General features: G+C 68.4%; 25 protein-coding genes. 10 read left to right on the top strand and 15 right to left on the bottom strand.

Features of this window, described 5'->3' with window-relative positions; translation table 11 throughout:
* Positions 1–205: 205 nt before the first annotated feature.
* The gene (locus tag ACFY2X_RS18815; RefSeq protein ID WP_389939733.1) at positions 206–994 is read right to left on the bottom strand and encodes a PhzF family phenazine biosynthesis protein; all 789 of its coding nucleotides are present in this window, start codon (positions 992–994) and stop codon (positions 206–208) included.
* A 190-nt stretch (positions 995–1,184) separates the two neighbouring features.
* On the opposite strand from ACFY2X_RS18815, the gene ACFY2X_RS18810 reads away from it, so the two are divergent.
* Positions 1,185–1,577: a cell division protein SepF gene (locus tag ACFY2X_RS18810; protein WP_389939732.1), complete on the top strand. Its 393-nt coding sequence runs from the start codon at positions 1,185–1,187 to the stop codon at positions 1,575–1,577.
* A gap of 104 nt (positions 1,578–1,681) precedes the next feature.
* Here the strand turns inward: ACFY2X_RS18810 and ACFY2X_RS18805 are convergent, their stop codons facing one another.
* From ACFY2X_RS18805 to ACFY2X_RS18785, 5 genes are all read right to left on the bottom strand, one after another.
* Positions 1,682–3,010 carry a hypothetical protein gene (locus ACFY2X_RS18805; RefSeq protein ID WP_389939731.1) on the bottom strand — a complete coding sequence of 443 codons (1,329 nt, stop codon included), beginning with the start codon at positions 3,008–3,010 and terminating at the stop codon, positions 1,682–1,684.
* Between the two features lie 143 nt (positions 3,011–3,153).
* Positions 3,154–4,908, bottom strand: a complete 1,755-nt coding sequence (gene argS, locus ACFY2X_RS18800) for an arginine--tRNA ligase (RefSeq protein ID WP_389939730.1) — start codon at positions 4,906–4,908, stop codon at positions 3,154–3,156.
* Positions 4,905–7,364: an HAD-IC family P-type ATPase gene (locus tag ACFY2X_RS18795; protein ID WP_389939729.1), complete on the bottom strand. Its 2,460-nt coding sequence runs from the start codon at positions 7,362–7,364 to the stop codon at positions 4,905–4,907. Before ACFY2X_RS18795 ends, argS begins: the two co-directional genes overlap by 4 nt.
* 63 nt (positions 7,365–7,427) lie before the next feature.
* Entirely contained in the window at positions 7,428–8,495 is a 1,068-nt protein-coding gene (gene plsX / locus ACFY2X_RS18790; protein WP_389939728.1) for a phosphate acyltransferase PlsX, read from the bottom strand.
* Positions 8,496–8,534: 39 nt separating this feature from the next.
* Positions 8,535–9,134: a DUF1707 domain-containing protein gene (locus ACFY2X_RS18785; protein ID WP_389939727.1), complete on the bottom strand. Its 600-nt coding sequence runs from the start codon at positions 9,132–9,134 to the stop codon at positions 8,535–8,537.
* A gap of 169 nt (positions 9,135–9,303) precedes the next feature.
* On the opposite strand from ACFY2X_RS18785, the gene ACFY2X_RS18780 reads away from it, so the two are divergent.
* Complete coding sequence (locus ACFY2X_RS18780; RefSeq protein ID WP_389939726.1) at positions 9,304–10,626, top strand: KamA family radical SAM protein; 1,323 nt, start codon at positions 9,304–9,306, stop codon at positions 10,624–10,626.
* A gap of 441 nt (positions 10,627–11,067) precedes the next feature.
* Positions 11,068–12,090: a hypothetical protein gene (locus ACFY2X_RS18775; protein WP_389939724.1), complete on the top strand. Its 1,023-nt coding sequence runs from the start codon at positions 11,068–11,070 to the stop codon at positions 12,088–12,090.
* Positions 12,091–12,174: 84 nt separating this feature from the next.
* Here ACFY2X_RS18775 and ACFY2X_RS18770 read toward each other — a convergent pair whose 3' ends face one another.
* The 4 genes from ACFY2X_RS18770 to ACFY2X_RS18755 form a co-directional block, all read right to left on the bottom strand.
* A complete protein-coding gene (locus ACFY2X_RS18770) occupies positions 12,175–12,354 on the bottom strand; it encodes a hypothetical protein (protein WP_389939722.1) in 180 nt (59 codons plus the stop codon).
* A 105-nt stretch (positions 12,355–12,459) separates the two neighbouring features.
* Positions 12,460–12,981 carry a YbhB/YbcL family Raf kinase inhibitor-like protein gene (locus ACFY2X_RS18765; RefSeq protein ID WP_389939720.1) on the bottom strand — a complete coding sequence of 174 codons (522 nt, stop codon included), beginning with the start codon at positions 12,979–12,981 and terminating at the stop codon, positions 12,460–12,462.
* A gap of 53 nt (positions 12,982–13,034) precedes the next feature.
* Positions 13,035–13,889, bottom strand: coding sequence for an ABC transporter ATP-binding protein (locus tag ACFY2X_RS18760; protein ID WP_389939719.1), 855 nt, complete (start codon positions 13,887–13,889; stop codon positions 13,035–13,037).
* The gene (locus tag ACFY2X_RS18755; protein WP_389939717.1) at positions 13,882–14,823 is read right to left on the bottom strand and encodes an ABC transporter permease; all 942 of its coding nucleotides are present in this window, start codon (positions 14,821–14,823) and stop codon (positions 13,882–13,884) included. The genes ACFY2X_RS18760 and ACFY2X_RS18755 overlap by 8 nt, the downstream gene beginning before the upstream one ends.
* Positions 14,824–15,327: 504 nt before the next feature.
* Between ACFY2X_RS18755 and ACFY2X_RS18750 the strand changes: the two genes are divergently transcribed.
* The 5 genes from ACFY2X_RS18750 (at position 15,328) to ACFY2X_RS18730 (ending at position 21,009) form a co-directional block, all read left to right on the top strand.
* Positions 15,328–16,971 carry an ABC transporter substrate-binding protein gene (locus ACFY2X_RS18750; protein ID WP_389939715.1) on the top strand — a complete coding sequence of 548 codons (1,644 nt, stop codon included), beginning with the start codon at positions 15,328–15,330 and terminating at the stop codon, positions 16,969–16,971.
* A 115-nt stretch (positions 16,972–17,086) separates the two neighbouring features.
* Positions 17,087–18,025: an ABC transporter permease gene (locus ACFY2X_RS18745; RefSeq protein ID WP_389939713.1), complete on the top strand. Its 939-nt coding sequence runs from the start codon at positions 17,087–17,089 to the stop codon at positions 18,023–18,025.
* Complete coding sequence (locus ACFY2X_RS18740; protein WP_389939711.1) at positions 18,018–18,962, top strand: ABC transporter permease; 945 nt, start codon at positions 18,018–18,020, stop codon at positions 18,960–18,962. The genes ACFY2X_RS18745 and ACFY2X_RS18740 overlap by 8 nt, the downstream gene beginning before the upstream one ends.
* Before the next feature lie 45 nt (positions 18,963–19,007).
* The gene (locus ACFY2X_RS18735) at positions 19,008–20,012 is read left to right on the top strand and encodes an ABC transporter ATP-binding protein (RefSeq protein WP_389939739.1); all 1,005 of its coding nucleotides are present in this window, start codon (positions 19,008–19,010) and stop codon (positions 20,010–20,012) included.
* Complete coding sequence (locus tag ACFY2X_RS18730; protein ID WP_389939709.1) at positions 19,996–21,009, top strand: ABC transporter ATP-binding protein; 1,014 nt, start codon at positions 19,996–19,998, stop codon at positions 21,007–21,009. The genes ACFY2X_RS18735 and ACFY2X_RS18730 overlap by 17 nt, the downstream gene beginning before the upstream one ends.
* A 99-nt stretch (positions 21,010–21,108) precedes the next feature.
* On the opposite strand, the gene ACFY2X_RS18725 is transcribed toward ACFY2X_RS18730, so the two are convergent.
* From ACFY2X_RS18725 to ACFY2X_RS18705, 5 genes are all read right to left on the bottom strand, one after another.
* Complete coding sequence (locus ACFY2X_RS18725) at positions 21,109–21,576, bottom strand: hypothetical protein (RefSeq protein WP_389939707.1); 468 nt, start codon at positions 21,574–21,576, stop codon at positions 21,109–21,111.
* A gap of 132 nt (positions 21,577–21,708) precedes the next feature.
* Complete coding sequence (locus ACFY2X_RS18720) at positions 21,709–22,893, bottom strand: lipid-transfer protein (protein WP_389939705.1); 1,185 nt, start codon at positions 22,891–22,893, stop codon at positions 21,709–21,711.
* A complete protein-coding gene (locus tag ACFY2X_RS18715) occupies positions 22,890–23,294 on the bottom strand; it encodes a Zn-ribbon domain-containing OB-fold protein (protein ID WP_389939704.1) in 405 nt (134 codons plus the stop codon). Before ACFY2X_RS18715 ends, ACFY2X_RS18720 begins: the two co-directional genes overlap by 4 nt.
* Positions 23,295–23,362: 68 nt before the next feature.
* Positions 23,363–24,565: a S8 family serine peptidase gene (locus tag ACFY2X_RS18710; RefSeq protein ID WP_389939702.1), complete on the bottom strand. Its 1,203-nt coding sequence runs from the start codon at positions 24,563–24,565 to the stop codon at positions 23,363–23,365.
* Positions 24,566–24,670: 105 nt separating this feature from the next.
* A complete protein-coding gene (locus tag ACFY2X_RS18705; protein WP_389939700.1) occupies positions 24,671–25,474 on the bottom strand; it encodes an S-adenosyl-l-methionine hydroxide adenosyltransferase family protein in 804 nt (267 codons plus the stop codon).
* Positions 25,475–25,592: 118 nt separating this feature from the next.
* Between ACFY2X_RS18705 and ACFY2X_RS18700 the strand changes: the two genes are divergently transcribed.
* A complete protein-coding gene (locus ACFY2X_RS18700; protein WP_389939698.1) occupies positions 25,593–25,895 on the top strand; it encodes a DUF3263 domain-containing protein in 303 nt (100 codons plus the stop codon).
* 97 nt (positions 25,896–25,992) lie between these two features.
* A complete protein-coding gene (gene otsB, locus ACFY2X_RS18695; protein WP_389939697.1) occupies positions 25,993–26,766 on the top strand; it encodes a trehalose-phosphatase in 774 nt (257 codons plus the stop codon).
* Positions 26,767–26,782: the final 16 nt, after the last annotated feature.

The raw sequence follows: 26,782 nt of genomic DNA, 5'->3' as shown, positions 1-26,782 counted from the left end.
ATGGTACTGCACCGGGGACGGTGTGGGAGAGTAGGTCGCCGCCGGACAATCATTGTGGGAAAGGCCATCCTTCGGGGTGGCCTTTCCTGCGTTTGAGGGGGGTCCGGGTGTTCCCGGGGCCCCCGTTTTTTCGGGGGTTCCGGGGGCCCTGTTGGGGTTCCGGGGGCCGCTGGGGTGGGTTCGTGGGGTTTGCGGGGTGGGGGTTTCAGGCGTGGAGTTCGCCGGACAGGACGGTTACCGCGCGTCCGGACAGTTCGACCCGGTCACCGCGCAGGGCCGTACGAACCACTCCGCCCCGCTGGGAGAGCTGGGCGCCGACAAGGGTGTCCGCACCGAGCTTGCCCGACCAGTATGGTGCCAGGGCACAGTGGGCGGAGCCGGTCACCGGGTCCTCGGGGACACCGACCTTGGGGGCGAAGAATCGGGAGACGTAGTCTGCGTCAGATCGCGACGCTCGCGCCGTCACGATGACTCCACGAGCGTCCACGGCCTCCAGGGCGAGGAAGTCGGGAGAGACGCCGCGAACGGTCTCCTCGGAGTCGACCTCCACAAGGTAGTCCCACACGTTCTTGCCGACCCAGCGGGCTTCGACTCCGAGCGCCTCCAGCAGGCCTTTCGGCGGGCTCACCTCTTCGAGCGCTTTTGCCGGGAAATCCATGCTGATTAGCCCTGTTTCGTCCCTGGTCACCGAGAGAAGGCCGCTCTTCGTCGAGAACTCAAGGGTTTCCGGAACGGATCCTGTGGAATACAGCACATGCGCCGTCGCCAGGGTTGCGTGCCCGCACAGGGCCACCTCGACCGCCGGCGTGAACCAGCGGAGTGAATAAGGCTGCCCGCCTTCTCCTCCGAGCACGAAGGCGGTCTCGGAGTGTCTCATCTCCGCCGCAAGGGACTGCATCCAGGGGTCCGGAACCGGATTGTCGAGTAGACAGACTCCTGCGGGGTTACCCTTGAAAAATTGGTCGGTAAACGAATCGACCGTATAGATACGCATGTGGTAATGCTAACCGTTCGGCAATATTCACTAGAAAGCGGGTATGAGGGTCAGGTATACCAGTGCGCTAGCCGTACAAAATGGGAATAAGCCCTGGGCGTGTCGCGTGGCGAACTTCTATCCGTCGGTTACCGTCCAAGGGAGTAGGGACAGGCCGAGTGCGGCGTGGTCCTGAGGAAAGGACAAGCCGATGGGGGCAGTGCGCAAGGTAGCGACCTACCTTGGCCTGGGTGGGACAGAGGACTACGACGAGTCCTACGACTACGAGGACGACGTCGATGTCGAGGGCGAGGAGTGGCAGCCCGCCTCCGAGCGCGCGGCCAAGCGCTGGCGTCCGGTGACCGAGCCTTCGCGGATCGTGATGCTGACGCCGCGGAAGTACAACGACGCGCCGATCATCGGGCGGCATTTCCGCGATGGCCAGACCGTCATCATGGACGTCAACGGCATGAGCACCGCCGAGGCCACGCGGATGGTCGACTTCGTCGCGGGGCTGGCCTACGGCTGTGAGGGCCGTATCGAGCGCATCGCGGAGAAGGTCTTCCTCCTGGCTCCGGCCGAGGTGGAGATCACCACCGGCTGATTCCGGAAACGGCGGAAAACGACCGGAACGTTCCGGGCATACTCGCGTTTCCCCGATCCGGCCGGTTCCCCGATCCGGCCGGTTCTCCGATCCGGCGCCCCCGGCTATCCGGCGCGGGGGCCCCTGCGGAGCAGACGGGTCAGCTCGGCCAGATCCGCGTCCGCGGTCTTGATCCGCACTTCGGCCTCGCGGGCGTATTCGTGCAACGCCCACACGGCGCCCTCGGCAAGCTCCCGCAGCTCGGACAGCTGCGCGGTGACGTATTCGGCGTCTGCCCGCTCGCGCCTGTGCCTGCGCCAGAGCCGGTGGCCTCCGGCCGCGAGCGAAGCCACCGCGAGGGCGGCGAGCGGCAGCGTCACCGGGGTGACGAGCGCGGCCACCAGCGCCGCCAGACCAAGGACGACAAACGCGTAGGCCGGCCACGGCCAGTCGCGAGCGGGCACGCCTTCGATGGTGATGTGCTCTTCGGCGGCGGCCAGGGACTCGGGGTCGGGGCCTTCCGGCCGGAGCACCACACGGTGCCCGAGGAGCGGCATGGTGACCGACTCGGGCGGGTTCACCTGGGTGGCTCGGGCGAGGGCCTCTGCGGCGGTCCGAACGACCGGTGCGGCCACGTGCAACGCGATGGCGGCGAGGTGAGGGTCGGAGCCGGGCTGCAGGTCGGCGAGGAGGTGGCCGGTGAGCGAGTTCATCGGCCCCTCGGGGCCGCCCGAGCCGATCAGCTGGCGGAGCACCGCCAGTGGCTCGTCCTCGGCCCACACGGCGGCGGGCCTGCCCGAGCGGTTGGCCATCCTCCGGCCGGTGCTCTCGCGGGCTGAGGTGATCTCCAGGCAGCGGCCGCGCAGGCGGGCCAGCTGGGCGGCGGCCTGGACGGGCTCGGCCAGCTCCGGGAGCTCGGCGAGCTCGGGGAAGTCGACCAGGGACGGGGGCACCACCATCGAGGGCTCGTGCGGGGTCAGCGCGCTCAGCCACCGGTCGGGTTCCACCTGCGCGGGCGCGGCCAGCGCGTCGAGCTTGCGGAGCACGAAGATCTTTCCCGCGGGGCCGTACGCGCCCCTCGCGGCGGCGAGCCAGAGCGCACGCTGGCCGTGGGTCACCGGACGGTCCAGGGACAGCTCGCCGAAGGCGATGCCCAGCCAGGAGGCATGGATCTGATCACCTTGACCCGAGACGGCCAGGGCCAGGCAGAGGAAGAGCGCGGTCCGCTGTCCGTCGAGCTGGGCGGCGCGGCCGAGGGGTTCGAGCGCGTCTTCGCCCCGCATGAGCAGCACGAGAGCCTCGACGGCCGGAGCCAGCCAGTAGCCGGGCACGTCCGGGAGGCCCGACGGCGGCATGGAGCAGGCGGTGTCGGCGGCCAGGTTCGCCAGGAGCGCCTCGGCGTAGCGGTGCAACTCCGTCTTGGCGTGGGGGCTCGCGGTCAGGTCCGTGCTCAAGGCAGAGAACTCTCCGAAGTTGTGACCGATGACCGCGCCAGCGTAATGCGCTTCGGGCATCCCCGTTGTGAGGCGCGCCGAACCTAACTTTGCCGGATGATCACCTCGATATGGCGAATCAAGGCGATCATCCGGCGGATACCTCACATGCGTTCAGGGACCGGGACACCGAGCAGGCCGAGGCCGGTTTCCAGCACGCGCAGGGTGAGCGCGGCCAGGGCGAGCCGTGAGGCGCGGGTGGCCGGGTCGACGTCGTCCCTCAGGATCGGGCAGTTCTCGTAGAACGTGGTGAAGACGCTCGCGGTGTCGAAGAGGTAGTTGGCGAGCTTGTGCGGCACCGACCCCTCCGCCATCTCCTCCACGACCGAGCCGAACCCGAGAAGCTGCAGGGCCAGAGCGCGCTCGGCCGGGTGGCCGAGGACGATCGAGCCGGTCGCGGTGGCCGGGTCCACATCCGCCTTGCGGAAGATGGAGCGGATCCGGGCCGTGGCGTACTGCAGGTAGGGGCCGGTGTTGCCGGTCAGGGCGAGCATGCGGTCGAAGTCGAAGACGTACTCGCTGTCGTGGCTGACCGACAGGTCGGCGTATTTGACCGCGCCCATGCCGACGCCGTGAGCGATCTCGGCGCGCGTGGCGTCGTCGTAGTCGCGGTCGGCGAGCACGGCGGCGGCGCGGGTCTCCGCCTCGTCGAGCAGGTCGAGCAGTTTGATCGACGCGCCGCTGCGGGTCTTGAACATCTTGCCGTCGCTGCCCAGCACGCTGCCGATCTGGACGTGCTCGGCGCGGACGTGGTCCGGCAGCCAGCCTGCCATCCTGGCCGAGGCGAACAGCATCGACATGTGCAGGGCCTGCGTCGCACCGATCACGTAGAGGATGCGGTCGGCCTTGAGGTCGTCGACACGGTAGCGGATCGTGGCCATGTCGGTGGTGGCGTAGCCGTACCCGCCGTCGCCCTTGCGGATCATGAACGGCAGCGGCTGGTTCTCGCGGCCGGTGAAGCCGGGCGGGAAGACGCAGAGCGCGCCGTCGCTGATCACGGCGATGCCGCGCTCCTGGAGCTCGTCACAGACCTGGGCGAGCACGTGGTTGTACATGCTCTCGCCGGCGATGTCCTCGTTGGTCAGGGTGACGCCGAGCTGGGTGTAGACCTTGTTGAAGTAGCGGACCGTGGCGTCCATGAAGATGTGCCAGAGCCGCATGGTCTCCGGCTCCTCGGCCTGCAGGGTCACCACCCGCGCGCGGGCGCGCCTGTTGAACTCCGGATCGGAGTCGAACTTGACGCGGGCGGCCTGGTAGTACTCGTTGCCCTCACCGGCTTCGAGCTGGGCGACGGCGGCCTCCTCGCCGATGTCCAGCAGATGCTCGATGAGCATGCCGAACGGGGTGCCCCAGTCGCCCAGGTGGTTCTGCCGGATGACCTTGTTGCCCAGGTGCTCGTGGACCCGGGCCAGGGCGTCGCCGACGATGGTCGTGCGCAGGTGACCGACGTGCATCTCCTTGGCCGCGTTGGGCGCGGAGTAGTCGATCACGACGGTCTGCGGAGAGGGGGACAGGGGCACGCCGCTGCGCGGGTCCTTCAGGATCTCGGCCGCCTGGGCGGCGATCCAGTCGTCGGAGAGCGTGAGGTTCAGGAAGCCGGGACCGCTGACCTCGACCGTGCCGGGGAAGGGCTCGCCCTGTGCGCCTTCGGCGCGACCGGTGAGGTGGTCGGCGATCTCCTGGGCGACCTCCCGCGGGGCTCGTCGCAGTCGCTTGCTCAGGCTCATCGCCACGTTCGCCTGGTAGTCGGCGAACTGGGAGGGACGGATCAGCGGATCTGCGTCGGAGTATTCCGTACCGAAGGCGGCGGCCAGCGCCTGCTGGACGCGCTCGGACAGAACGAGCTGCGGGTCGGTCATGGCTTAAGGGTATCGGTTGACCCGTTGTGACCCTGCGAAATATCAGGCGATCGCACGGTTTTGAAAACGACCGTCAGCGCGGCCGAGGCGACGGCGCTGATCCCGATCGCGATGAGGTCGTTGCTCAGGTCTCCCGGTGCCAGCGCGAAGAACTCCCGGGTGGGCGGAAGGGCGAGGGCCAGCGCGAACAGGGCGGCCATGGCGCCCACCAGGCCGATGCGCCACCAGGTGTACGGCCGGGCGATCAGGACCAGCACCCACCACGTGGTGATGAACAGTGCGATCACCGCGGAGGTGCGGTTCTCCTCCAGGGTGGAGGTGCCGGTTTGGGCGATCCAGTACGACAGGTAGACGGCGATCGCGCAGATGACCCCGGCGGGGATCGCCAGCCGGAGCACCCGCGGTACGAACCCGGGTCTGGCGCGTTCGTGGCTGGGCGCGAGGGCCAGGAAGAACGCCGGGACGCCGATCGTCAGCGCGTTGACCAGCGTGGAGTGACGGGGCGTGAACGGGAAGGCGAGCCCGATGACGCCGGTGAGCAGGGACAGGATGAGCGCGTAGAAGGTCTTGGTGAGGAAGAGGCTGGAGACGCGCTCGATGTTGGCCAGCACCCGGCGGCCCTCCGCCACCACGGAAGGGAGGCTGGTGAAGTCGTCGTCCATCAGCACGACCTGGGCGACCGCCCGGGTGGCACCGCTGCCCGAGCCCATCGCCACGCCGAGGTCGGCGTCTTTGAGCGCGAGCACGTCGTTGACCCCGTCGCCGGTCATCGCGACGGTGTGACCGCGCGCCTGGAGTGCGCCGACGAACAACCGCTTCTGGTGCGGGGTGACCCTGCCGAAAACGGTGGTGGTGTCCATGATCTCCGCCAGCTTCCCGGGGTCGTTCTCCGGCAGGGCGCGGGCGTCCACCGAGTGCTTCCCGCCGGGAATGTCGAGGGAGGTGGCGATGGCCGACACCGACTCGGGGTTGTCGCCGGAGATGACCTTGATGGTGACGCCCTGCTCGGCGAAGTATCGGAGGGCGCCGGCGGCCTCGGGGCGGATCCGCTGCTTGAGCACGACGATGGCCGCGGCCTCCACGGGGCCCAGGTCGCCGGGATAACCGGGATAGTCGAGGTCGTCGGGGGTGGCGGAGTGGCCGTCGGGGTCATCGGGGTCGCCGGGGGCGGCAAGGGCGGCGGAGTCGCCGGGAGTGGCGAGGTTCCGCAGTGACGCGACCCGGACCAGGGCGAGCACGCGCAGGCCGGTGGCGGCCCGCTCCTCCGCCTCGGCGTACGCGGCGCTCCCGGGGCTGAGCAGGACGTCGGCGGCGCCGAGGAGCCAGGCGCCCCGCCCGGCGAACTCGGCTCCGCTCCACTTGCGGGCGGAGGAGAAGGGCACCTGGACGGTGGCGGTCCAGCCGGACGGGGCGGCGTATTGGGACTGGACCGCCCGGGCGGTGGGGTTGGGGTTCGGGTCCAGGTGGGCCAGCGCGCCCAGGGCCTCGTGAACGGGGAGGTCGTCGCGGAGCGTGCGCACCTCACCGAGGCTCATGCCACCCGAGGTGAGCGTGCCGGTCTTGTCCAGGCAGAGCACGTCCACCCGGGCCAGGACCTCGATGGCGGGAAGTTCCTGGACCAGGCACCGGCGCTTGCCCAGCCGGATCACGCCGACGGCGAAGGCGATGCTGGTCATCAGGATCAGGCCTTCGGGGATCATGGTGACGATGCCCGCCACCGCGCCGGTGATGGCCTGGCCGAAGTCGCCGATCTTCCCCACCTGGCTCCAGATGAGCAACGCGCCGATCGGGACGACCAGCCAGGTGATGTATTTGATGAACTTCGTGATGCCGTCGCGCAGCTCCGAGTGGGACAGGTGGAACCTGCTGGCCTCTTCCGCGAGCCTGGCCGCGTAAGCGTTTCCGCCCACCTCGGTCGCGACGTAGGAACCGGTGCCGGCGACCACGAAGCTGCCGGAGAGCACCTGGTCGCCGGGGCGTTTGTGGATCGGGTCGGCCTCGCCGGTGAGCAGGGACTCGTCCACCTCCAGGTTGCCGGCGTCCTGCACCTCTCCGTCGACCGGAAGCTGGTCGCCGGGGCCGATCAGGACGAGGTCGCCGAGCACGATCTTCCTGGGTGGGATCTCGGCGTTCGCGTCGTCCCGCCGGACCCTGACAGGGGCTTCGTTGACCACGGCGAGCTGGTCCAGGGTGCGCTTGGCCCGCAGTTCCTGGACGATGCCGATCGCCGAGTTGGCCACGATCACCAGCCCGAACAGCCCGTCCTGCCACTCCCCGAAGATCATGATCAGTATCCAGAGGACGGCGATCACGGCGTTGAACAGGGTGAGGACGTTGGCTCGGACGATCGCCGAGAGCGACCTGCTCGACCGGCGCCGGACTTCGTTGACCTGGCCGCGTGAGATCCGTTCGGTGACCTCCGCCGAGGTCAGCCCCTGCTCCGCCAACCGCTCCACGCATCCCTCCGAGGTTGGTGTGGCTCTCCCACCTTACGCGGGGGCCGTCACCCTCACGGAGAGCTACCAGAGGCGATGAGGCCGGTGGGAGGCGGCGAGGCGTTCGCCGATGCGGGTCACCACGCCCTGCTGGGCCAGCCTGGCGGCCAGCGCGCAGGCGGCGCTCACGCCTTTGGCCTGCGAGGCTCCATGCGCGATGACCACGGTGCCGTTCAGTCCGAGCAGTACGGCTCCGCCGTGGACTTCGGGGTCCAGGCGCTGGTAGAGGTCCTTGAGGCGTTTCTTCTGGAGCAGACTGCCCAGCCGGGCCGCGCGGCTTTCCTGGATCGTCTCGCGGAGCTCGCTGAAGGCGTAGCGGACGCTGCCCTCCATGGTCTTGAGTGCCACGTTGCCGGTGAAGCCGTCGGTGACGATGACGTTCACGACCCCGGTGAGCAGGTCGTGTCCCTCCACGTTGCCGGCGAAGTTCAGGCCCGGGGCGGCCGACAGCAGCTCGTGCGCGCGTTTGACGAGCTTGTTGCCCTTCTCCGGTTCGCTGCCGATGGTCAGCAGGCCGGTCTTGGGCTCGGTGATTCCCAGGACGGTCTCCGCGTAGGCGGTGCCGAGGTGCGCGAACTGCACCATCATCTCCGGCTTGACCTCGGCGTTCGCCCCCGCGTCCAGCAGGATGGTCGGGTTGGGGCGAGTCGGCAGGGCGACGGCGATGGCGGGCCTGAGGACTCCGGGCTGGCTGCGGAGCCGGAGTTTGCCGGTGGCCACGATTCCGGCGGTGGACCCGGCGGAGACCACGGCGGAGGCGTCGCCTCGCCGTACGAGATGGCAGGCGACGGCGATGCTGGAGCGCGGGCGGCGCAGGCTCGCGAGGGCTCCCTCATCCATGGCCAGGGTCTCCTCGGCCTTCACGACAGGGATCTCGTTGATCGCGTCGTGCAGGGAGAGAGCCTCCTGCAGAGGACGAGGGGCACCGACGAGGACGATCGGGATCCCCTGCTCTCTCACCGCCTGTACGGCTCCCGCCACGATCTCGGTCGGGGCGTGGTCGCCGCCCATCGCGTCCAGAGCGATCGGCGCGGCGACGGGAGCGTCGGTATCAGGCAAGCGGTCACCTCGTGCGGGATGGTTTGTCCGCATCGTAGGCGGGGTCGGTGCCGGGTCGGTCAGCCGGGTGCGTCAGGGCACGTGAGGGAGGTTCCAGTCGGCCCTCTCCCGGGCGATGATGATCTTGCCGAAGGTGGCCTGGCCGGTGACCCTGATGACGGGACCGCCCTCCGCGCCGAGACCGCCGGAGATGCTGCGTTTCGCGAACAGCGCGCCGACCTCGTCGATGACGTGGGCGTTCTCGGGCACCCTGACGATCAGCTTGCCGAAGCGGGAGTTGACCTCAAGGGTGATCTCGCGCCCTGGTAGCACCGCGTCGGACAGGTCGACGATCAGCGCGCCGAACGTGGCGTTCAGCGTCGTGTGGCGCCCGGCGAGCCAGCGCCCGCCACGGATCACCTTGCTGAAGACGGCGTTCACCTCCTGCCGGGCGATGGCGGGCTCGCCGCTCGTGGTGGTGACGTCGGGCAGGTCGCGGGTGATCGGGACCAGCTCGCCCACGGTCACGGAGTTGTAGGTCGCCTCCAGGCGATCGGCGTGCTCGACGCTGGTCAGACGGCCGGTGGCGAGGGCTTCGGCCAGCACGGCGGCCACGCGGTCGCGATCGGCGTCGGACGCGCGCAAGTCGAGGTCGGTTGCGGGCGCATGCGGGACGAGGTGGGGGGAAGTCATAGGGGGATTGTACGGCGATTCGAGATATATCGCGATACCAATTTGTGACGAACTTGACCGGCAGTGGAACCAGTTGTGGGGTTCATCGCGTCCGCTATATAAGCGCCCTAGACGCGCGAGTACCCGGAGAGGTTTACACGAAGAGCAAACAAAAGGAGGGAAAAGCTTAGTGATCTTCAACGAGGGCTCTACGCGCGGATTCCGGGCCTACACCACCAAGCATCTCGACGACCTGCTGCGGCGGGCCGGCCTCGGGGACGAGGAGCGGCTCCGGATCAGGGCGGTGGCCACCGTGCTGCCCTTTCGCACCAACGCCTATGTGGTGGATCAGCTCATCGACTGGTCGGCGGTGCCCGACGATCCCATATATCGGCTGGTCTTCCCCCAGGCGGACATGCTTCCCGAGACGGACGTCACCAGACTGGCAGGTCTTCTGAGCGCGGGCGCCCCAAATGCCGAAATCCAGGCAGCCGCAAACAAGGTCAGGATGCGGCTCAATCCGCACCCGGCCGGTCAGCTCGACCTCAACGTCCCGCGCATCGGCAAGGAGCCGATGCCTGGCATGCAGCACAAATATCCCGAGACGGTGCTCTTCTTCCCCAAGCAGGGGCAGACCTGTCATGCCTACTGCACGTACTGCTTCCGGTGGGCGCAGTTCATCGGGGAACCGGATCTGAAGTTCGCCTCCGACGACATCGACAACCTGATCGGCTATCTGAAGAATCACCCCGAGGTGAACAGCGTGCTGTTCACCGGCGGCGACCCCATGATCATGGGTGAACCGGTGCTTCGCCGCTATCTGGAGCCGCTCCTGGAGATCGAGCAGCTCGAATCCATCCGCATCGGTACCAAGTCGCTGGCCTACTGGCCGCAGCGGTTCGTTTCGGACCCTGACGCCGACGACACGTTGCGCCTGTTCTCCTCCGTGGTGGACGCGGGCAAGAACCTGGCGTTCATGGCGCACTTCTCCCACCCGAGGGAGATGGAGTCTCCCGTCGCGGAGGCCGCCGTGGCCGGGATCATCTCCACCGGTGCGGTGATCCGGACCCAGGCGCCGCTGATTAGATCGATCAACGACACTCCTGAGACCTGGTCGTCCATGTGGCGCAGGCAGCTCACGATGGGCATGGTGCCCTACTACATGTTCGTCGAGCGGGACACCGGACCGCAGGACTACTTCGCGGTGCCCCTCGCCCGCGCGTACGAGATCTTCAGGGACGCCTACGCGAGCGTTTCGGGGCTATGCCGTACGGTGCGGGGCCCCTCCATGTCGGCCACGCCCGGCAAGGTCTGCGTGGACGGCGTCACGGAGATCGCCGGTCAGAAGGTCTTCGTGCTCCACCTCATCCAGGCGCGCGACCCCGAACTGGTCGGGCGCCCGTTCTTCGCGCGGTACGACCCGAAGGCCACATGGCTCACCGACCTGAGGCCGGCGTTCGCCGACCGCTTCCCGTTCGAGCCCGCGGTGGTCGACCAGCGGCTGTCGGCCTGATCCGCCGGGTCAAGCGGATATCCGGCAACCGGAAAATCTGACGGCCGGACTCGCGATCACCTTTTCCCACCCCTTTCCCAGTTCCTTGTTCTCGAGGTCATGGAAGCGCTTCTCGGACCTCTGTGATGTTTGCGGCATAAAGGTCGGCGAACCGTAGTCCTTTGTGGCCATATTTTCATACTTACCGGTTGCGCCGGGTGGGCCTCCATGCCCGCCCGGCGCAGTCCTGTCGGCCTCAAGCCTTGTCTGCGAGGGTAATTTGATCATCGTGTGCGGGCTTGGGGGGCGGTCGAGGCGGTGATACAAATGCCGAGCAGCTTCCGGCCGGCGCGTTTCATGTGGCCCTCTAAATCGCGCCCGCCGGTAATACAGGTTCTTGGGCCTCATATTCCTGGCCATTCCAAGAAATCAAGCGGGCCGATTACAAGCTGGAAGGCATTCATGAAGCGAGTCATCAAGACGGTCGTGGCCGTGGCGGCGTTCGGTTTCGCGGCGGCGATTTGCGCGCCTGCTCAGGCGGACTCATACGAGATCCTCGACGGCCAGTATGCGGCCGACGCCGTCTCCACAACGCTCGGGGGGTTCGTCGGGGACCTGGTCGACAGCGGGGATCCCCTGATCGGCCTTCCCGGCCTGGGTCTGCCCGGCTGCCAGGACGTCATGGTCGGCTGCCAGGACGTCCTGTCCGACCTCGACCTTCCCGCCCTGAGTCTGCCCGGCTGCCACGATGTCCTGGTCGGCTGCCAGGACGTCGTGGTCGGCTGCCAGGAGGTCCTGTCCGGCTTCTCCGGCTTCTCCGACTGCCAGGACGCCGGCCTGCTCGAAGCGGTCTCGGCCGCCGTCGCGACGGCCACTGGCGTTCCGTCGGGCAACCTGAGCTCCAGTGGTTCGCCCACGGTCGTCGCCACGGGCGACGGCTCATCCCCCAAGACCGTCAGGGACGTTGCGCCGGTCAACGGCCAGCCGACCGCCACGACCACGCAGGCCGGGGGCACCGCGCAGGCGGGCACCGAGCAGGTCGCGGGAACCGCGCAGGGTGCGGAGGTCGTGCAGACGGGAGCCACGCAGGCTGAGACCGCTCAGGTCGCGGGGACCGCTCAGGTCGCGGGGACCACGCAGGGTGCGGAGGTCACGCAGGTCGCGGGAACCGCGCAGGGTGCGGAGGTTGCGCAGACGGGAGTCGCGCAGGCTGAGACCGCACAGGCCGTGGAAGTCACGCAGACGGGGACCGAGCAGGTCGCGGGGACCACGCAGGGTGCGGAGGTCACGCAGGCTGGGAACGAGGGCGTCGTCGGCGTGGCGAACCAGGCCGACTCGCAGGGCGCCTGGCAGGCGGAGGCCCAGCCCGCGGCCGGGGCCGAGCAGGGCGTCAACACCTTCGCTCCGGTCGCCGGGTCCGCCTCCGTCGCGATGAACAGCACCAGCGGGGAGAGCGGGCAGAACATCGCACCCACCACCCCGTAGGTCGCCGAGGCGCCGCGGAACAGTCACCGAGGTAGCACGACAACGAACGAGCCGACCGGCGCACGCCGGCCGGCTCTTCGCGTTTCAGAGGCCCGGCTCCCGCACGGAGGTGCGGCGGGCGATCTGGGCCTGAAGCCTTGCCATCTGCCAGTGCAGCTCGATGAGCTGCTGGGTGAGCTGGAGATGGGGAATCTCGGACGGGTCTTCTGCAGCCAGGTGGTCGATCGCGGTCGACAGCTCTCGCATCGCGCGCCCCCACTCCATGAGGCTTCCTAAGGTTCGAAACAACGTTCGAATCATAGCGGAACGCTCATCACGGTGTCAGCCGATTGCCCGCGACACGCCGGTGTCGCGGGCAACGCGCGCCGCTCAGGTTTCGTACACAGGTGCGATGTATCCGCGGGCCAGGGTGTGGGCGGTGATGTTGAAGCCCACGACGGCCGGTGGCGTGTCGGCGTCCACGCCGAGCCTGTCCACGTCGAGGGCGTGCACGGCGAAGATGTAGCGGTGCGGCCAGCCGGGCGGCGGGGCGGCGCCGCCGTACTCGTTGCGGCTGTAGTCGTTGCGGCCGTGCACGCCGAAGGTGGTGCCGGCGCCGCCCGCGCCGGTGGGCAGCTCGGTCACGCCGGCGGGGATGTCGATCAGCAGCCAGTGCCAGAACCCGCTGCCGGTCGGGGCGTCGGGGTCGAAGCACGTCACCGCGTAGCTGCGGGTGCCCTCCGGGGCGCCCGACCAGCGCAGGTGCGGGGAGATGTTCTGCCCGGTCGAGCCCCAGTCGTTGAACACATGTGCTTCGGAGAGGGACTCACCGTCCCGGACGTCGTCGCTCTCGACGGCCAGAGCGGGGACCTGAGGCAGGAAGTCATATGGAATCGGTGGCCGTGAGGACACGATTCACCTCCGATGGAAGCGTCTTGTCAGTCGCTCCTCATCTTGCCCTGCCGTCACACGTTGTTGTAGGCGGCGAGCACCGTCTGCGGGTCGCCGTCCATCTTGATCTTCCCCTTGTGCAGCCAGATGACCCGGTTGCAGGTCTCCTCGATCACGTCGAGGTTGTGCGCGACCAGGAAGACCGTGCCGGCCTCCGCGCGCATCTGCTTGATGCGCTCCTGGCTCTTGCGCTTGAAGTCGCGGTCGCCGGTGGCCAGGGCCTCGTCGATGAGCAGCACGTCGTGGGCCTTGGCCGAGGCGATGGCGAAGCGGAGCCTGGCGCCCATGCCGGAGGAGTAGGTCGACATGGGGAACTGCACGAACTCGCCGATGCCGGAGAAGTCGACGATGTCGTCATACTTCTCCTTCACCTGTGTGGGGTTCATGCCCATCGCGTAGCAGCCGAGCACGATGTTGCGCTCGCCGGTGAGCTCGCGCATCAGCGCGGCGTTGACGCCGAGCAGGGAGGGCTGGCCGTCGGTGTAGACCGCGCCCGAGTGGGGCGGCAGGAGCCCGGCGATGGCCCGCAGGAGGGTGGACTTGCCGGAGCCGTTGCGGCCGACGATGCCGATGGCGTCGCCGTGGTGGGCCACGAAGGAGACGCCGCGGACGGCGTGGACCTCCTTCATCTGCGGCCGGCCCTGACGCTTGAGCAGGCGCATGAGGGCGTTGGCCGCGTTGCCCTTCTCGGCGTCGGTGGCCGCGCCGTACACGCGGTAGATGATGTGCAGGTCGTCCACGATGACAGTGGGAACGGGCTCGCGGCCCTTGCCGGTGGGCTCCGGGTTGGGATGCACCCTGACGTCCGTGCTGGGGACGCCGGGCTCCTCGGCCTTCACTCGCGACAGCTCCTCGGTCAACTCAGCCACGGCCGTACTTCTCCTCGGCTCGCCAGAAGTACCAGAAGCCACCGATCAGGGCGAACACTGCCCAGAATACGCAGACGGACCAGATCCAGGATTGGTTAGGGGTGGGGTGTGACTTGATGAGCAGATCGCGCATGAGCTCCATGTGGGCGGCGGCCGGATTGAAGTACATCAGGTCGGCGACCCACTGGGGCAGATGGGTGTTTGCGACGATCCTGTCCTGGATGGAGAAGAACACGCCGGAGGCGTAGAGCCAGGTGCGCATGATGAAGGGCAGCAGCTGGTTCAGGTCGCGGGCGGTGGCGCCCACGCGGGCCAGGGCCATGCTGGTGCCGATGTTGAACATCGTCTGCAGCAGCAGGGCGACCGGGACCAGCAACCACATCCAGGTGATCGGCTCGCCGGTGAGGGGCACGAGTACCAGCAGCACGGCCATGGAGATCAGAAGCTGCTGGAACTCCTGGATCGTGTAGGCGAACGGGAGCGCCGCACGGGGGAAGTGCAGGGCGCGGATCAGCGACAGGTTGCTGGAGATGGATTTGGCGCCGCCGCTCACTGAGCGCTGGGTGTAGGTGAAGACGAACATCCCGGTGATGAGGAATGCCGTGTAGTTGTGGATGGTGCCCTTGGCCCCGAGGATCAGGCCGAACATCAGGTAGTAGATCCCGGCGTTGAGCAGGGGCGTGAGGACCTGCCACAGCTGGCCCAGGGCTGAATTGCTGTACTTCGAGACGTTTCGCGATGTGGCGTACGTCATGACGAAGTGCCGTCGTTCCCACAACTGGCGCAGGTAGACGGGCAGACTAGGGCGTGCGATGGCACGCCGAAGTCCGTAACGCTCGGCGAGCTTGGCCAGCGGCTCTTGCCCCTTGTCTGGGGTGCCGTTCTTCGGGCCGCCCGCCTGGGCGTCCGCGATCGCGGATTCCGGCTGGCTCATGGCAAGGACTCTATTGGATGCGAGTGGTTGAAGTGCCTACGGCGGTGCTCCGCCGCACACATTGGACGGGATCTCCAGGAAAGAGGTTCCAGGGCAATTGTGCGGTTTGCCTGCGAATCTCCGGCCCCCCTGCGACGGGGTCAACGTTAGCCCAGGTTGCGACCTTACGAGGGCAACGGAGGCGAGCATCCGCGACACGGAGGTATTTTGGCGTGACCGTTCACGTCCCACATGCACTCTCTTGTCGGATTCATACCCGTCTGGGGTCTTGGGCTGGCCGGCTTGGTAGACGTATGGCGTCGAACCGCCACATGCGTGACCCAACTGCAATGTCACAGAGACAGCTCGGTGTGAAGAGGTACGAGATAGTCGCGTCCGACTGGTGCGACGTCAACACGTTGGCCGGAACGGCAAGGCTCGGAGGACCGCAGCCTCCTCCGTCAGGCTGCCCGGACCCGGGGAGCTCGATGGCGGCGTCCGCCTGCAAAGGGAGGAATTACCACGATGCGCGTTACTAAGGGCGCAAAGATTATCACCGGTACCGCGCTGCTCGCTCTGGGGCTGGCCGCGTGCGGCGGCCAGACGTCCACCGACGGGGGAGCGGCCTCGGCCGACCAGCCCGTGCGCATGGAGCTCGGAGAGCCGCAGAAGCTCTTCTACCCGGGCGACACCACCGAGTCCGAGGGTTCCGAGGTGCTGGCCGCCGTCTTCGCTCCGCTGGTGAGCTACGACGAGGAGAAGCAGGCCGTCAACGACGTCGCCGAGTCGATCAAGTCCACCGACAACAGGATCTGGACGATCAAGATCAAGTCCGGCTACACCTGGCACAACGGCGAGCCGCTCGTGGCCCAGAACTACGTCGACGCGTGGAACTACGCCGCCAACCAGGACAACGCCCAGGGCGCCAACGGCTTCTTCAGCCGCGTCGAGGGCTGGGCCGACCTGAACCCGGGCGAGGGCAAGCCCGTCTCCACCAAGGAGATGAAGGGCCTGAAGGTCCTCGGCGACAAGGCCACCTCCCGGACCTTCCAGGTCATCCTCAGCAAGCCGTTCTCGCAGTTCAAGACGATGCTGGGCTACACGTCGTTCTACCCGCTGCCCAAGGCCGCCTTCGGCGGGGACGGCAAGGTCACCGAGGCGTACGCCAAGAAGCCGATCGGGCAGGGCTACTTCCAGTTCGCCGAGCCGTACAACAAGGGCAGCGACCAGACGATCAACCTGGTCCGGTACGACAAGTTCCCCGGCGCGAAGCCGAAGTTCGCCAAGCTCCAGTTCAAGCTCTATTCGAGCGCCGAGGTCGCGTTCAACGACCTGGTCGCCAACAACCTCGACGTTCACGACTCGCTGCCCCCGTCGGCGATCGCCAGGGCCAAGGTCGAGCTGGGCGAGCGCTACATGGACGAGGCGGACGCCGGTATCGCCTACATCGGTTTCCCGATGCAGTACAACAAGACCTACGAGAACGTGAAGGTCCGCGAGGCCATCTCCATGGCCATCGACCGCAAGACGATCTCGGAGACGGTCTTCTCCGGCACCCGAGCCCCGGCCGACGACTTCGTCAACCCGCTGCTCGACGGCTACCGTCCGGGCGCCTGCGCGGTCTGCACCTACGACCCCGCCAGGGCCAAGGCGCAGTACGCCGCCAGCAACGGCCCGAAGACGCTGGAGCTGGGCTACAACTCCGACGGCCCCCACAAGGAGTGGATCGAGGCCGTCGCCAACAACCTCCGCGCCAACCTCGGCGTCCAGGTCGCGGTCAAGCCGTTCGAGAAGTTCGCCTCGATCCTCGACGAGCTCGACCAGAAGACCTACGGCGGTATGTTCCGCATGGGCTGGGCGATCGACTACCCGTCCGCGGAGAACTACCTGACCCCCGTCTTCTCGACCGTCGCGATCAAGACCGGTTCCAACTACGCCGGTTGGTCCAACAAGGAGTTCGACGACCTCCTCGCGAAGGGCGACGCCGCCGCGACGCAGGCCGAGGGCCTGAAGTACTACCAGAAGGCCGACGACATTCTGATCAAGGAGTTGCCGTACATCCCGGTGTACTACTACCGGACCAACGCCGCGTTCTCCCAGAACATCAAGGGCGTCAAGATCAACCTGCTCAACCAGATCGAGTGGGCCGACGTCGAGAAGGTCGGCTGACGGATGGCTTGGGCCGGGCCTCCGCCTGGCCACAGGCCGCCCCGGAGCGACTTCCCGGCACCGCAACACCCCACCGGTTCCGAGAGGCCGCCCCGGGCATGTACGGGAGACTCCAATGAGCCGTTACATCATCAGGCGCCTCCTTCAGGCGATCCCTGTCCTGCTGGGCGCCACCCTGCTCATCTACGCCATCGTCTTCGCGCTGCCCGGCGATCCCATCGCTGCGCTGACGGGCGAGAAGCGAATGGACCCCAACATCGTCGCGATCCTGCGCGAGCACTATCACCTGAACGACCCGTTCCTGGTCCAGTACTGGTACTACCTCACGGGCCTGCTCGGCGGTGACTTCGGCACCGACTTCGCCGGGACCCGGGTGACGGAACTCATGGCCGGGAAGTTCCAGGTGACCATCAACCTCGCGATGACGGCCCTGGTCATGGAGGCGGTCATCGGCGTGGGCCTCGGCCTCTACGCGGCGCTGCGCCACGGCAGGGCCCAGGACTCGCTGGTCCTCGCGTCCACGCTGGTGCTGATCTCCATCCCCACGCTGGTCACCGGCTTCGTGCTCCAGCTGCTCCTGGGCGTCAAGCTCAGGCAGGCCGGGGTCGACCTCTTCCCTGTCGCGGGTGTCGCGGAGGGCTGGCGCAGCTACCTGCTGCCCGGCTTCGTGCTCGCCGGGATGTCGATCGCCTATCTCACCCGGCTCACCCGGACCAGCCTGGCGGAGATCCTGCGCGCCGACTACATCCGCACCGCGGTGGCCAAGGGCCTGCCCCGGAGCAGGGTCGTCGGGCGGCACGCGCTGCGTAACGCGCTGATCCCGCTGGTCACCTATCTCGGCGCCGATCTGGGCACGCTGATGGGCGGCGCGGTGATCACTGAGACGATCTTCAACCTGCCCGGTATCGGCCAGCAGTTGTTCAGCTCGATCTACCTGCGCGAACAGTCCGTGGTCGTGGGCATCGTGACGGTCCTGGTCCTGGTCTACATCCTGGCCAACCTGATCGTCGACCTGCTCTACGCCGTGCTCGACCCGAGGATCCGCTATGAGTGACACCCTCGCCCCGGTGGCCAGGCGCCCGAAGCACGGCAAGCACAGCAAACGCGGCAGGCAGGCCGGGTCCCCCAGGCCTCCCAGGGCCGCGAGCCTGTGGGGCGACGCATGGCACGACCTTCGCCGCCGCCCGCTCTTCATCGGCTCGGCCGTCCTCATCAGCATTTTTCTGGTCATGTCGGTGTTCCCCTGGTTCTTCACCTCGGTGAACCCGTTCGACGCCACGACCTGCCAGCTCGGCCAGGCGCGGCAGGGCATGAGCGGCGCCCACTGGTTCGGCACCGACAACCTGGGCTGCGACGTCTACGCCCGCACCATCTACGGCGCACGCAACTCGATCATGGTCGGCGTGACCACCACCGTCGTCACCGCGCTGGTGGGAGGCCTGCTCGGCCTCGTCGCGGGCTTCACGGGCGGTGTGACGGACACGCTGTTCTCCCGGATCACGGAGATCTTCTTCGCGATCCCCTCGATCCTCGGCGCCCTGCTCATCCTGGCGGTCTTCCGCACGGGCAACGTCTGGACCGTCATGCTGGCGCTGGCCGTACTGGCCTGGCCGATGACGTTCCGCATCATGCGGGCCGCGGTGATCACCGCCAAGAGCCAGGACTACGTGGTCGCGGCGCGGGGGCTCGGCGCCTCCGCGCCCCGGATCATGTTCCGGCACATCCTGCCGAACGCGATCGCGTCCGTGATCGTGGTCGCCACGATCAATCTGGGCGGGTTCATCGCCGCCGAGGCCGGTCTTTCGTTTCTTGGTGTCGGATTGCACTCGCCCGATATCTCCTGGGGACTTATGATCTCCGATGCCCGGGAACGCTTCCTGGAGGCTCCGGGTCCGTTGCTCTTCCCGGCGCTGTTCTTGAGCCTGACCGTGCTGGCCTTCATCATGCTGGGCGACGCGGTTCGCGACGCCCTCGACCCTAAGCTGCGGTAAGGGGGAGGACCTGTGAAGAAGACGTCGACGTCGGTGCTGCCGGCGATGGGGGCCCCGGACGGCGAGCCGCTGCTCGCCGTCGAGGACCTGCACGTCGAGTTCGTCACCAGACAGGGCGTCGTCAGGGCGGTCAACGGGGTCAGCTACTCGCTGAACCCCGGTGAGACGCTCGCCGTGCTCGGTGAGTCGGGATCCGGCAAGTCGGTGACCGCGCAGGCGATCATGGGCATTCTCGACATGCCGCCGGCCCGCATCCCCCGGGGGGAGGTCCGCTTCCGGGGCACGGACCTGCTCAAGCTGTCGGAGGAGGCGCGGTCCCAGGTCCGCGGGCAGCGGATCGCGATGATCTTCCAGGACGCGCTCTCCGCGCTGAACCCGGTGTTCACCGTGGGCTCGCAGATCGGGGAGATGTTCCGGGTTCATCAGGGCGCCTCCAAGCGCGACGCCGAGAAGAAGGCGGTCGAGCTGATGGACCGGGTCCGCATCCCCGGTGCCAGGCAGCGGGTGCACGACTACCCGCACCAGTTCTCCGGCGGCATGCGCCAGCGCATCATGATCGCGATGTCGATCGCCCTCGATCCGGAGGTGCTGATCGCCGACGAGCCGACCACGGCACTCGACGTGACGGTGCAGGCCCAGATCATGGAGCTTCTCGCGGAGTTGCAGCGTGAGAGCAACATGGGCCTGATCCTGATCACCCACGATCTCGGCGTGGTGGCCGACGTGGCAGACAAGATCGCGGTCATGTACGGCGGGCGGATCGTGGAGAACGCCCTCGTGCACGACATCTACCGGGCCCCCGCCCATCCTTACTCCAGGGGGCTTCTGGACTCGATCCCCAGGGTCGACCAGAAGGGACAGGAGCTGTACGCCATCAAGGGCCTGCCGCCGAACCTGCTCGCCATGCCCTCGGGCTGCGCCTTCCACCCCCGCTGCCCCTACCGCCGGGAGAACTGCGTCACCGACGTGCCGCCGCTCCACGAGCTCGGCCCGACCCGCAGCAGCGCCTGTCACTACTGGAGGGAGGTCCTCGATGGCGGCCACAGGTGAGCCGATTCTTGAGGTTCGCGACCTGGTCAAGCACTTCCCGCTGACCCAGGGTGTCATCCTGAGGAAGCAGATCGGTGCGATCAAGGCCGTGGACGGGGTCTCCTTCGACCTGCGCCGCGGTGAGACGCTCGGCATCGTGGGCGAGTCCGGCTGCGGGAAGTCCACGCTGGCCAAGCTCCTGATGGCGCTGGAGCGACCGACCTCAGGCTCCGTGAAGATCAACGGGCGGGAGATCGCCCATGCGAAGGGCGCCGAGCTCAAGCGGGTCCGCCGCAACATCCAGATGGTCATGCAGGACCCGTACACCTCGCTGAACCCCCGGATGACCGTGGGTGACATCATCGGCGAGCCGTACGAGATCCACCGGGAGGTCGCCCCCAAGGGAGACCGCCGCCGCAAGGTCCAAGAGCTGCTGGAGGTCGTGGGGCTCAACCCCGACCACGTCAACCGCTATCCGCACCAGTTCTCGGGCGGTCAGCGCCAGCGCATCGGCATCGCCCGCGGTCTGGCGCTCCAGCCGGAGATCATCATCTGCGACGAGCCCGTGTCCGCGCTCGACGTGTCGATCCAGGCCCAGGTCATCAACCTGCTGGAGCGGTTGCAGAACGAGTTCGACCTCGCCTACGTCTTCATCGCCCACGACCTGTCGGTGGTTCGCCACATCTCTGACAGGGTCGGTGTGATGTATCTGGGCAAGATGGTCGAGCTTGGCAGAGACGCCGAGATCTACGACCGTCCTGCCCACCCCTACACGCAGGCGCTGCTGTCGGCGGTGCCGGTGCCCGACCCGGAGGGGCGCGAGCGGCGCGAGCGGATCATCCTCCAGGGTGACCCGCCGTCTCCCGCCAACCCGCCCTCGGGCTGCCGCTTCCGCACGCGGTGCTGGAAGGCGCAGGACATCTGCGCCCAGCAGGAGCCGCTGTTGCAGGTCCGGCCGGGCACCGCGCACGCGAGCGCCTGCCATTTCGCGGAGAGCCACGACGTAGTGCACGCGTAGCAGGCTCCAGAAAGCATGAGAGAGCCGGACAGCGCGAGGGCGGCGCTTCCTACCCGGGATGTGGAAGCGCCGCCCTGTTTGCTTACTGCTGGATCACCGCTATCGGCTGAGGACGTTGACGCCGATGCCGCCGACGCCGACGAGGCCGCCGATGCCGACGCCGTGGCCGACTCCGCTGCCCTGGCTGATCACGGTGTTGCCGCCGCGGTTGTAGCCGTAACCGTAGCCGTAACCGCGGGGACGGATGCCGCCGTACACGCCGCCGTAGCCGTAGCCGACGCCGCCGTAGCAGCAGTTGGCGCCTCCGTAGACGCCGCCGCCGTAGCCATAGCAGTTGGCGCCTCCGTAGACGGCCCCGCCACCGGAGGTCACGGCCGTCGGGATGACGGTGTTGCCGTAGGTGACGGTCCGGGTCGGGACGAAGACCGGAGCCCCCGTGACGATGTTGCCGTCACAGCACTGCGTGGCCTTGGCGGTGGACGCGGAGGCCGAGGCAGAGGCGATCGCGGCAGGCGCGAGGACGGCGAAGCCGACGCACGCCGAGGTGATAAGAAGACGACGGATCATGGTTTTTTCTCCCCGACAAACCCGGGCGGCGCATCACTGCTGATACTTTCCGTATCCGGGTGACTACGTGTTGTCGCGACGAGTATTCCGGCTGTCGGGGGGGCCGTCCAACACCGTGATCAGACGATTACGTCAGATGGTGGCGATGATGGCAGATCCGTGACCGAAGAGCCCTTGGTTAACGGCGATGCCGACCTTTCCCTTGGTGATTTGGCGCTCCCCGGCCGTTCCACGGAGCTGCCAGGTCAGCTCGCAGACCTGGGCGATGGCCTGGGCGGGGATGGCCTCGCCGAAGGAGGCGAGCCCGCCGGAGGGGTTCACCGGGATCCGGCCGCCGAGCGCGGTGTCACCGGCGCGCAGCAGCTTGTCGGCCTCACCCGGCGGGCACAGGCCGATGTCCTCCATCCAGTCGAGTTCCAGCGCGGTGGACAGGTCGTAGACCTCGGCGAAGGACAGGTCTCCGGGGCCCAGCCCCGCCTCCTCGTAGGCGGAGTGGGCGAGGGAGGCGCGGAAGGTCCGCTCGGGGGGCGGCACTGCCACGGTGGAGTCGGTGGCGAAGTTCGGCAGTTCGAGCACGCTGCTGGGGAAGACCGGGGTCACCGTGGAGACGGCCGCGAGCCGTACCGCGCCGCTCACGCCGTGGCGGCGGGCGAAGTCCTCCGAGGCCAGCACCAGTGCGGCGCCGCCGTCGGAGGTGGCGCAGATGTCCATCAGCCGCAGCGGGTCGGCCACCATGGGGGAGGCGAGCACCTGCTCGGCGGTGACGGTCTGGCGGTAGCGGGCGTTGGCGTTCAGGGAGCCGGCGAGGGCGTTCTTGACCTTGACCGCGGCGAAGTCCTCGACGGTGCTGCCGTAGAGAGCCATCCGCCTGCGCGCATAAAGCGCGAAATATGCAGGATTTGTCGCGCCGAGCAGCCGGAACCGGAGCCAGTCGGGGTCGTCCGGCCGGTCGCCGCCCACCGGCGTGAAGAATCCCTTGGGCGTGGAGTCGGCCCCGACGACCAGCGCCACGTCGCAGAGCCCGGCGAGGATCCGGGCACGGGCGATGTCTATGGCCTGCGCGCCCGAGGCGCACGCCGCGTAGCAGGACGCGATCCGCGCGCCGTTCCACCCCATCGCCTGGGCGAACGTCGCACCGGCGATGAATCCCGGATAACCGTTCCTGATGGTGTCCGCGCCCACCACGAACTGCACGCGGTTCCACTCCAGGCCCGCGTCGCGCAGCGCGGCTCGGGCGGCGGCCACGCCGTACTCGACGAAGGGGCGTCCCCACTTCCCCCACGGGTGCATGCCCGCGCCCAGGATGACGACGCTCATGGCCTGCCCCACATCCACACCGACGGGCCGTCGGCGAGCGCGCCCACGGTCAGCTCCAGTTCCATGCCCACGTGCAGGTCCTCCACGGTCAGGTCTTTGACCTGGCCGAGGACGACGATCCCCTCCTCGGCCAGCTCCACCGCCGCGAGGGTCACCGGCGTGTACGGCTCCGCCGTCACGAACGGCGCGGGCGGCGCGTAGCAGGCGTTGGTGTAGGACCAGACGGTGCCCCGCCGCGAGAGCCGTGTGACGGCCAGGTCCTCGCCGTCGCAGCCGGGGTTGCGGCACAGGCCCGTCTGGGGCGGGAAGTAGACGGTCCGGCAGTCGGCGCAACGGGTGCCGAGCAGGTGTGCGGCGCCCTCGTCCACGGTGAACCAGCCGTCGATCACGGGTGTGGTCATGAGTCAAATATGACACAAGCGCTTGCTAGGTAACATCCCCGGCACGGGACATCGGGATCCGCCGCAGGTCAGAGAACGCGCCGGCGGCGATACCTGACCAGCATGTGTGCCGCGACGCCGAGAGCGAGCAGGATGAGCACGAGGCAGACGACCCCGCGGGAGGTGCCGGCGTGACGGGCCGGATCACGGTCGGCGCGGTCCGGGCGTGCGGTGCCGGACCGCAGCGGCCGGCGCTGGGCCCTGGCCGCCTGCTTCAGCGCGCGAGCGGCGTTGATCACGCCGTGGCCGTAGGCGGGACTGTGCCCGCCGGCCGGAGCCCGGGTGGTGCCGGTCTCGATCGCCTGGCGGACCTGGGCGGGGGTCAGCCTGGGGAACTCCGACCGGATGAGGGCCACGACCCCGGTGACCATGGCGGCGGCCGCGCTGGTGCCGTCGCCGACCACGTAGGAGTCGGTCCCTCCGGCGCTGACGATCCGGGTCCCCGGCGCGACCACCGACAGGTATTCCTGCCGGTTGGAGAACGGCGCGACCCGCATCTTCTCGTCCACCGCACCCACCGCCATCACGCCCGGATAGGCCGCGGGGAAGTTCTTCCGGTTCGGACCCGAGCCGTCGTTGCCGGAGGAGGCCACCAGCACCGCGCCCCGGCCGAGCGCGTACCGGACGGCCTTCTCCTCGATCGCCGATCCGTTCCATGATCCGCTGCCGCCGCCCAGTGACATGCTGATCACCTTGGCGCCGTGATCGGCGGCGTAACGGATGCCCCGGGCAAGCGGGTTCTGGACGCGGAGGGAGGTCCGGCCGCGCTGGGGGTCGTCGTTGTCCAGCGTGACCTTGATGGACAGGATCGTCGCGGCGGGAGCTATCCCGATCACGCCCTGGGCGTGGTTCGCGCCGTGTCCGCGCCCGGCGATGATGCTCGCCATGGCCGTGCCGTGGTGGCACCGCGGCGGCCCGTCCCGCCCCGAGCCCGTCAGGTCGGGGCCGTTGATGACCGCGCCCGAGAGATCGGGATGGTCGGAGTCGACCCCGGTGTCCAGCACCGCGACCGTCACCTCCTCGCCACGGGTCCGCCGCCAGGCCTTCGACGTGCCCAGCGGGGCCAGGGGCCACTGCAGGGTTCGCGCGGTGGTGGCGATGTCGTCGGCACGGATGGGCGGCGGAAGGATGTGCGAGCAGGGTGAAGCGGCCGGGACGACCACGGCCGGGACGGCGCCGAGCACACACGCGTAGACCACGGTGACCTCGTCAGAGGGGCGGGGACACGTCACGGGGATTCTGACACGCGACCCGCGACTCAACCCGACGCTTCAGTAAACAGGTTGATACGTGGTGTAGCTCCTCTTATGTCGCTTGGATAACGCGAGTCACATATGTCAGGAGGCGAGGGACAGCCGCACGCGAGCGCCCGGAGGAAGGCCCAGCCGCTGGGAGGCGTCACCGGAGTTGACCGCCAGTGCGATCAGCCCCGCCGAGTCGGTGAAGGCGACGAGCTCTCCGAGAGGCACCGCGGCGAAGGTCTCCCGGAACGGCACCGAGACCTGCCTGCGGCCCAGCCAGACCACGAGCGTGCTTCCCGGCTGCACCCCCAGCGTGGCCAGATCGCCCGAGCTGATCGACAGCTGTGCGTTGCCGTGGCTGTCGACGGACAACACCTCGCCCTCCACGGCGCCCTCGCGGATGACGGAGGTGGGCTCCGGCAGGGAGACCAGCCGGTCCAGCGGGATCTCCGGGCCCAGCTCGGCCGGGTTGCGCCCGAGTGTCAGATGCGCCGCCGCGGACGCGAAGACGTCGCGTCCGTGGAAGGTCGGAGAGACGGGCTTCCGGAAGAAGTCCTCGTTGGCCAGCTCGTAGGCCGCCCTCGCGCCGCCGCTGGCATGGACCGCCCACGACAGCACCCCGTTGTCCGGGCCCAGGAACACATGGTCGCCCGCCTCGATCGCCACGGCCCGGCGCGAGCCGCCCCCCGGATCCACCACGGCGACATGCACGCCGGGCGGGAGGTAGGCGATCGTCTGCGCCAGAATCGCCGCGGCGCGCCGTACGTCTCCGGCCGGTATGAGATGGCACACGTCGATGATTCGTGAATCCGGCGAAATCGTGGCGATAACGCCGTGGCACGCGGCGACATAGCCGTCGTCCAGGCCGTAGTCGGTGAGAAGGCTGATGACAGAGGTCACACCTGGTGACTGTACGTCTCCGCATCCGTCATGAACAGCGCGAAATTCCGGACTATCCTGACTTCGGGCCGCGTGTGCATGGTGTGATCACCACGCACCCGACCGAGGAGGACAGCCAATGGACACTGCGCCGATCCCCGGTGACAGTGCTGCCCCGGAGCCCGCTTCGCGGGCTCTGACGGACAGGGAGCGGGAGCTGCTCGCCTTCGAACGCCAGTGGTGGCGTTACGCGGGCGCCAAGGAGCAGGCCATCCGCGAGGCCTTCGACATCTCCGCCACCCGCTACTACCAGTTACTCGGCGAACTCATCGAACGGCCCGAGGCTCTCGCCCACGATCCGATGCTGATCAAGCGCCTGCGCCGGCTCCGCGAGACACGCCGGCGCGACCGCGCCGCCCGGCGGCTGGGCATGGGTCCCTGACCTCCCGGGTACGGCGGGCGATCTCTGGGTACGGCAAGTCGGGCAGGGTCCCGGACGGCGCGCCGGGACGGCCGGGCCGACGAGGGATCGAGTGAGCATGACCACGAACACCCCTGACGGACTGCGAGCGATCGTGGCCGACCCCGCGGGAGCGGTCATCGGGCTCGATTTCGACGGCACGCTCTCCCCGATCGTGCCCGACCCCGAGGACGCCAGGATCCATCCGGACGGTCCCGCGGCGCTGGCCAGGCTCGGCGAGCTGGTCGGCGCCGTGCTGGTGGTGACCGGGCGCCCGGCCGCCGTCGCCGTCGAGTACGGCTCGCTGGAGAGGGTGCCGGGGCTGGTCGTGCTCGGCCACTACGGCCTCGAACGCTGGGAGGCGGGCACGCTCACCGCGCCGCCCGCCCACCCCGGCCTGGCCCGGGTCCGGGCCGAGCTGCCCTCGCTGGTCTCGCGGTTCGACGGGGTGAGGATCGAGGACAAGGAACGGGCGGTGGCCGTACACACGCGGCGGGCTCCCGAACCGCAGGCCGCGCTCGACGCGTTGCGCGAGCCGGTCGCCGAACTGGCGGCCGAGTCCGGGCTGGCGGTGGAGCCGGGCAAGTTCGTGCTGGAGCTGCGGCCGCCGGGGATGGACAAGGGGATGGCGCTCCGCGCCTTCCTGGAGGAGCGACAGGCGCGTTCGGTGCTGTTCGCCGGAGACGACCTGGGAGACCTGGCCGCCTTCGCGGCCGTGCGGGCGTCGGGGCTGCCCGGAGTGACGGTGTTCAGCGGATCGGCCGAGCTCGCCGTGGAGGCCGACATCGTCGTGGACGGGCCCGACGGGGTGATGGAACTGCTCGCCTCGATCGCCGATGCCATTGAACCTTAAGTCATCGGCAAGTCGG

The organism is Streptosporangium sp. NPDC000396 (genome assembly GCF_042898655.1).
Taxonomy (GTDB): Bacteria; Actinomycetota; Actinomycetes; order Streptosporangiales; family Streptosporangiaceae; genus Streptosporangium.
The sequence above is the reverse complement of the archived record's forward strand: the minus strand, read 5'-3'. Positions and strand labels throughout refer to the sequence as shown.

Bases quoted from the DNA above. Each gene is read 5' to 3' on its own strand.
- ACFY2X_RS18815 (WP_389939733.1), bottom strand. From the start codon at position 994: ATGCGTATCTATACGGTCGATTCGTTTACCGACCAATTTTTCAAGGGT.
- ACFY2X_RS18810 (WP_389939732.1), top strand. From the start codon at position 1,185: ATGGGGGCAGTGCGCAAGGTAGCGACCTACCTTGGCCTGGGTGGGACA.
- argS (WP_389939730.1), bottom strand. From the start codon at position 4,908: ATGACCGACCCGCAGCTCGTTCTGTCCGAGCGCGTCCAGCAGGCGCTG.
- plsX (WP_389939728.1), bottom strand. From the start codon at position 8,495: ATGCGGACAAACCATCCCGCACGAGGTGACCGCTTGCCTGATACCGAC.
- ACFY2X_RS18785 (WP_389939727.1), bottom strand. From the start codon at position 9,134: ATGACTTCCCCCCACCTCGTCCCGCATGCGCCCGCAACCGACCTCGAC.
- ACFY2X_RS18775 (WP_389939724.1), top strand. From the start codon at position 11,068: ATGAAGCGAGTCATCAAGACGGTCGTGGCCGTGGCGGCGTTCGGTTTC.
- ACFY2X_RS18770 (WP_389939722.1), bottom strand. From the start codon at position 12,354: ATGGAGTGGGGGCGCGCGATGCGAGAGCTGTCGACCGCGATCGACCAC.
- ACFY2X_RS18755 (WP_389939717.1), bottom strand. From the start codon at position 14,823: ATGAGCCAGCCGGAATCCGCGATCGCGGACGCCCAGGCGGGCGGCCCG.
- ACFY2X_RS18750 (WP_389939715.1), top strand. From the start codon at position 15,328: ATGCGCGTTACTAAGGGCGCAAAGATTATCACCGGTACCGCGCTGCTC.
- ACFY2X_RS18745 (WP_389939713.1), top strand. From the start codon at position 17,087: ATGAGCCGTTACATCATCAGGCGCCTCCTTCAGGCGATCCCTGTCCTG.
- ACFY2X_RS18740 (WP_389939711.1), top strand. From the start codon at position 18,018: ATGAGTGACACCCTCGCCCCGGTGGCCAGGCGCCCGAAGCACGGCAAG.
- ACFY2X_RS18735 (WP_389939739.1), top strand. From the start codon at position 19,008: ATGGGGGCCCCGGACGGCGAGCCGCTGCTCGCCGTCGAGGACCTGCAC.
- ACFY2X_RS18730 (WP_389939709.1), top strand. From the start codon at position 19,996: ATGGCGGCCACAGGTGAGCCGATTCTTGAGGTTCGCGACCTGGTCAAG.
- ACFY2X_RS18725 (WP_389939707.1), bottom strand. From the start codon at position 21,576: ATGATCCGTCGTCTTCTTATCACCTCGGCGTGCGTCGGCTTCGCCGTC.
- ACFY2X_RS18720 (WP_389939705.1), bottom strand. From the start codon at position 22,893: ATGAGCGTCGTCATCCTGGGCGCGGGCATGCACCCGTGGGGGAAGTGG.
- ACFY2X_RS18715 (WP_389939704.1), bottom strand. From the start codon at position 23,294: ATGACCACACCCGTGATCGACGGCTGGTTCACCGTGGACGAGGGCGCC.
- ACFY2X_RS18700 (WP_389939698.1), top strand. From the start codon at position 25,593: ATGGACACTGCGCCGATCCCCGGTGACAGTGCTGCCCCGGAGCCCGCT.
- otsB (WP_389939697.1), top strand. From the start codon at position 25,993: ATGACCACGAACACCCCTGACGGACTGCGAGCGATCGTGGCCGACCCC.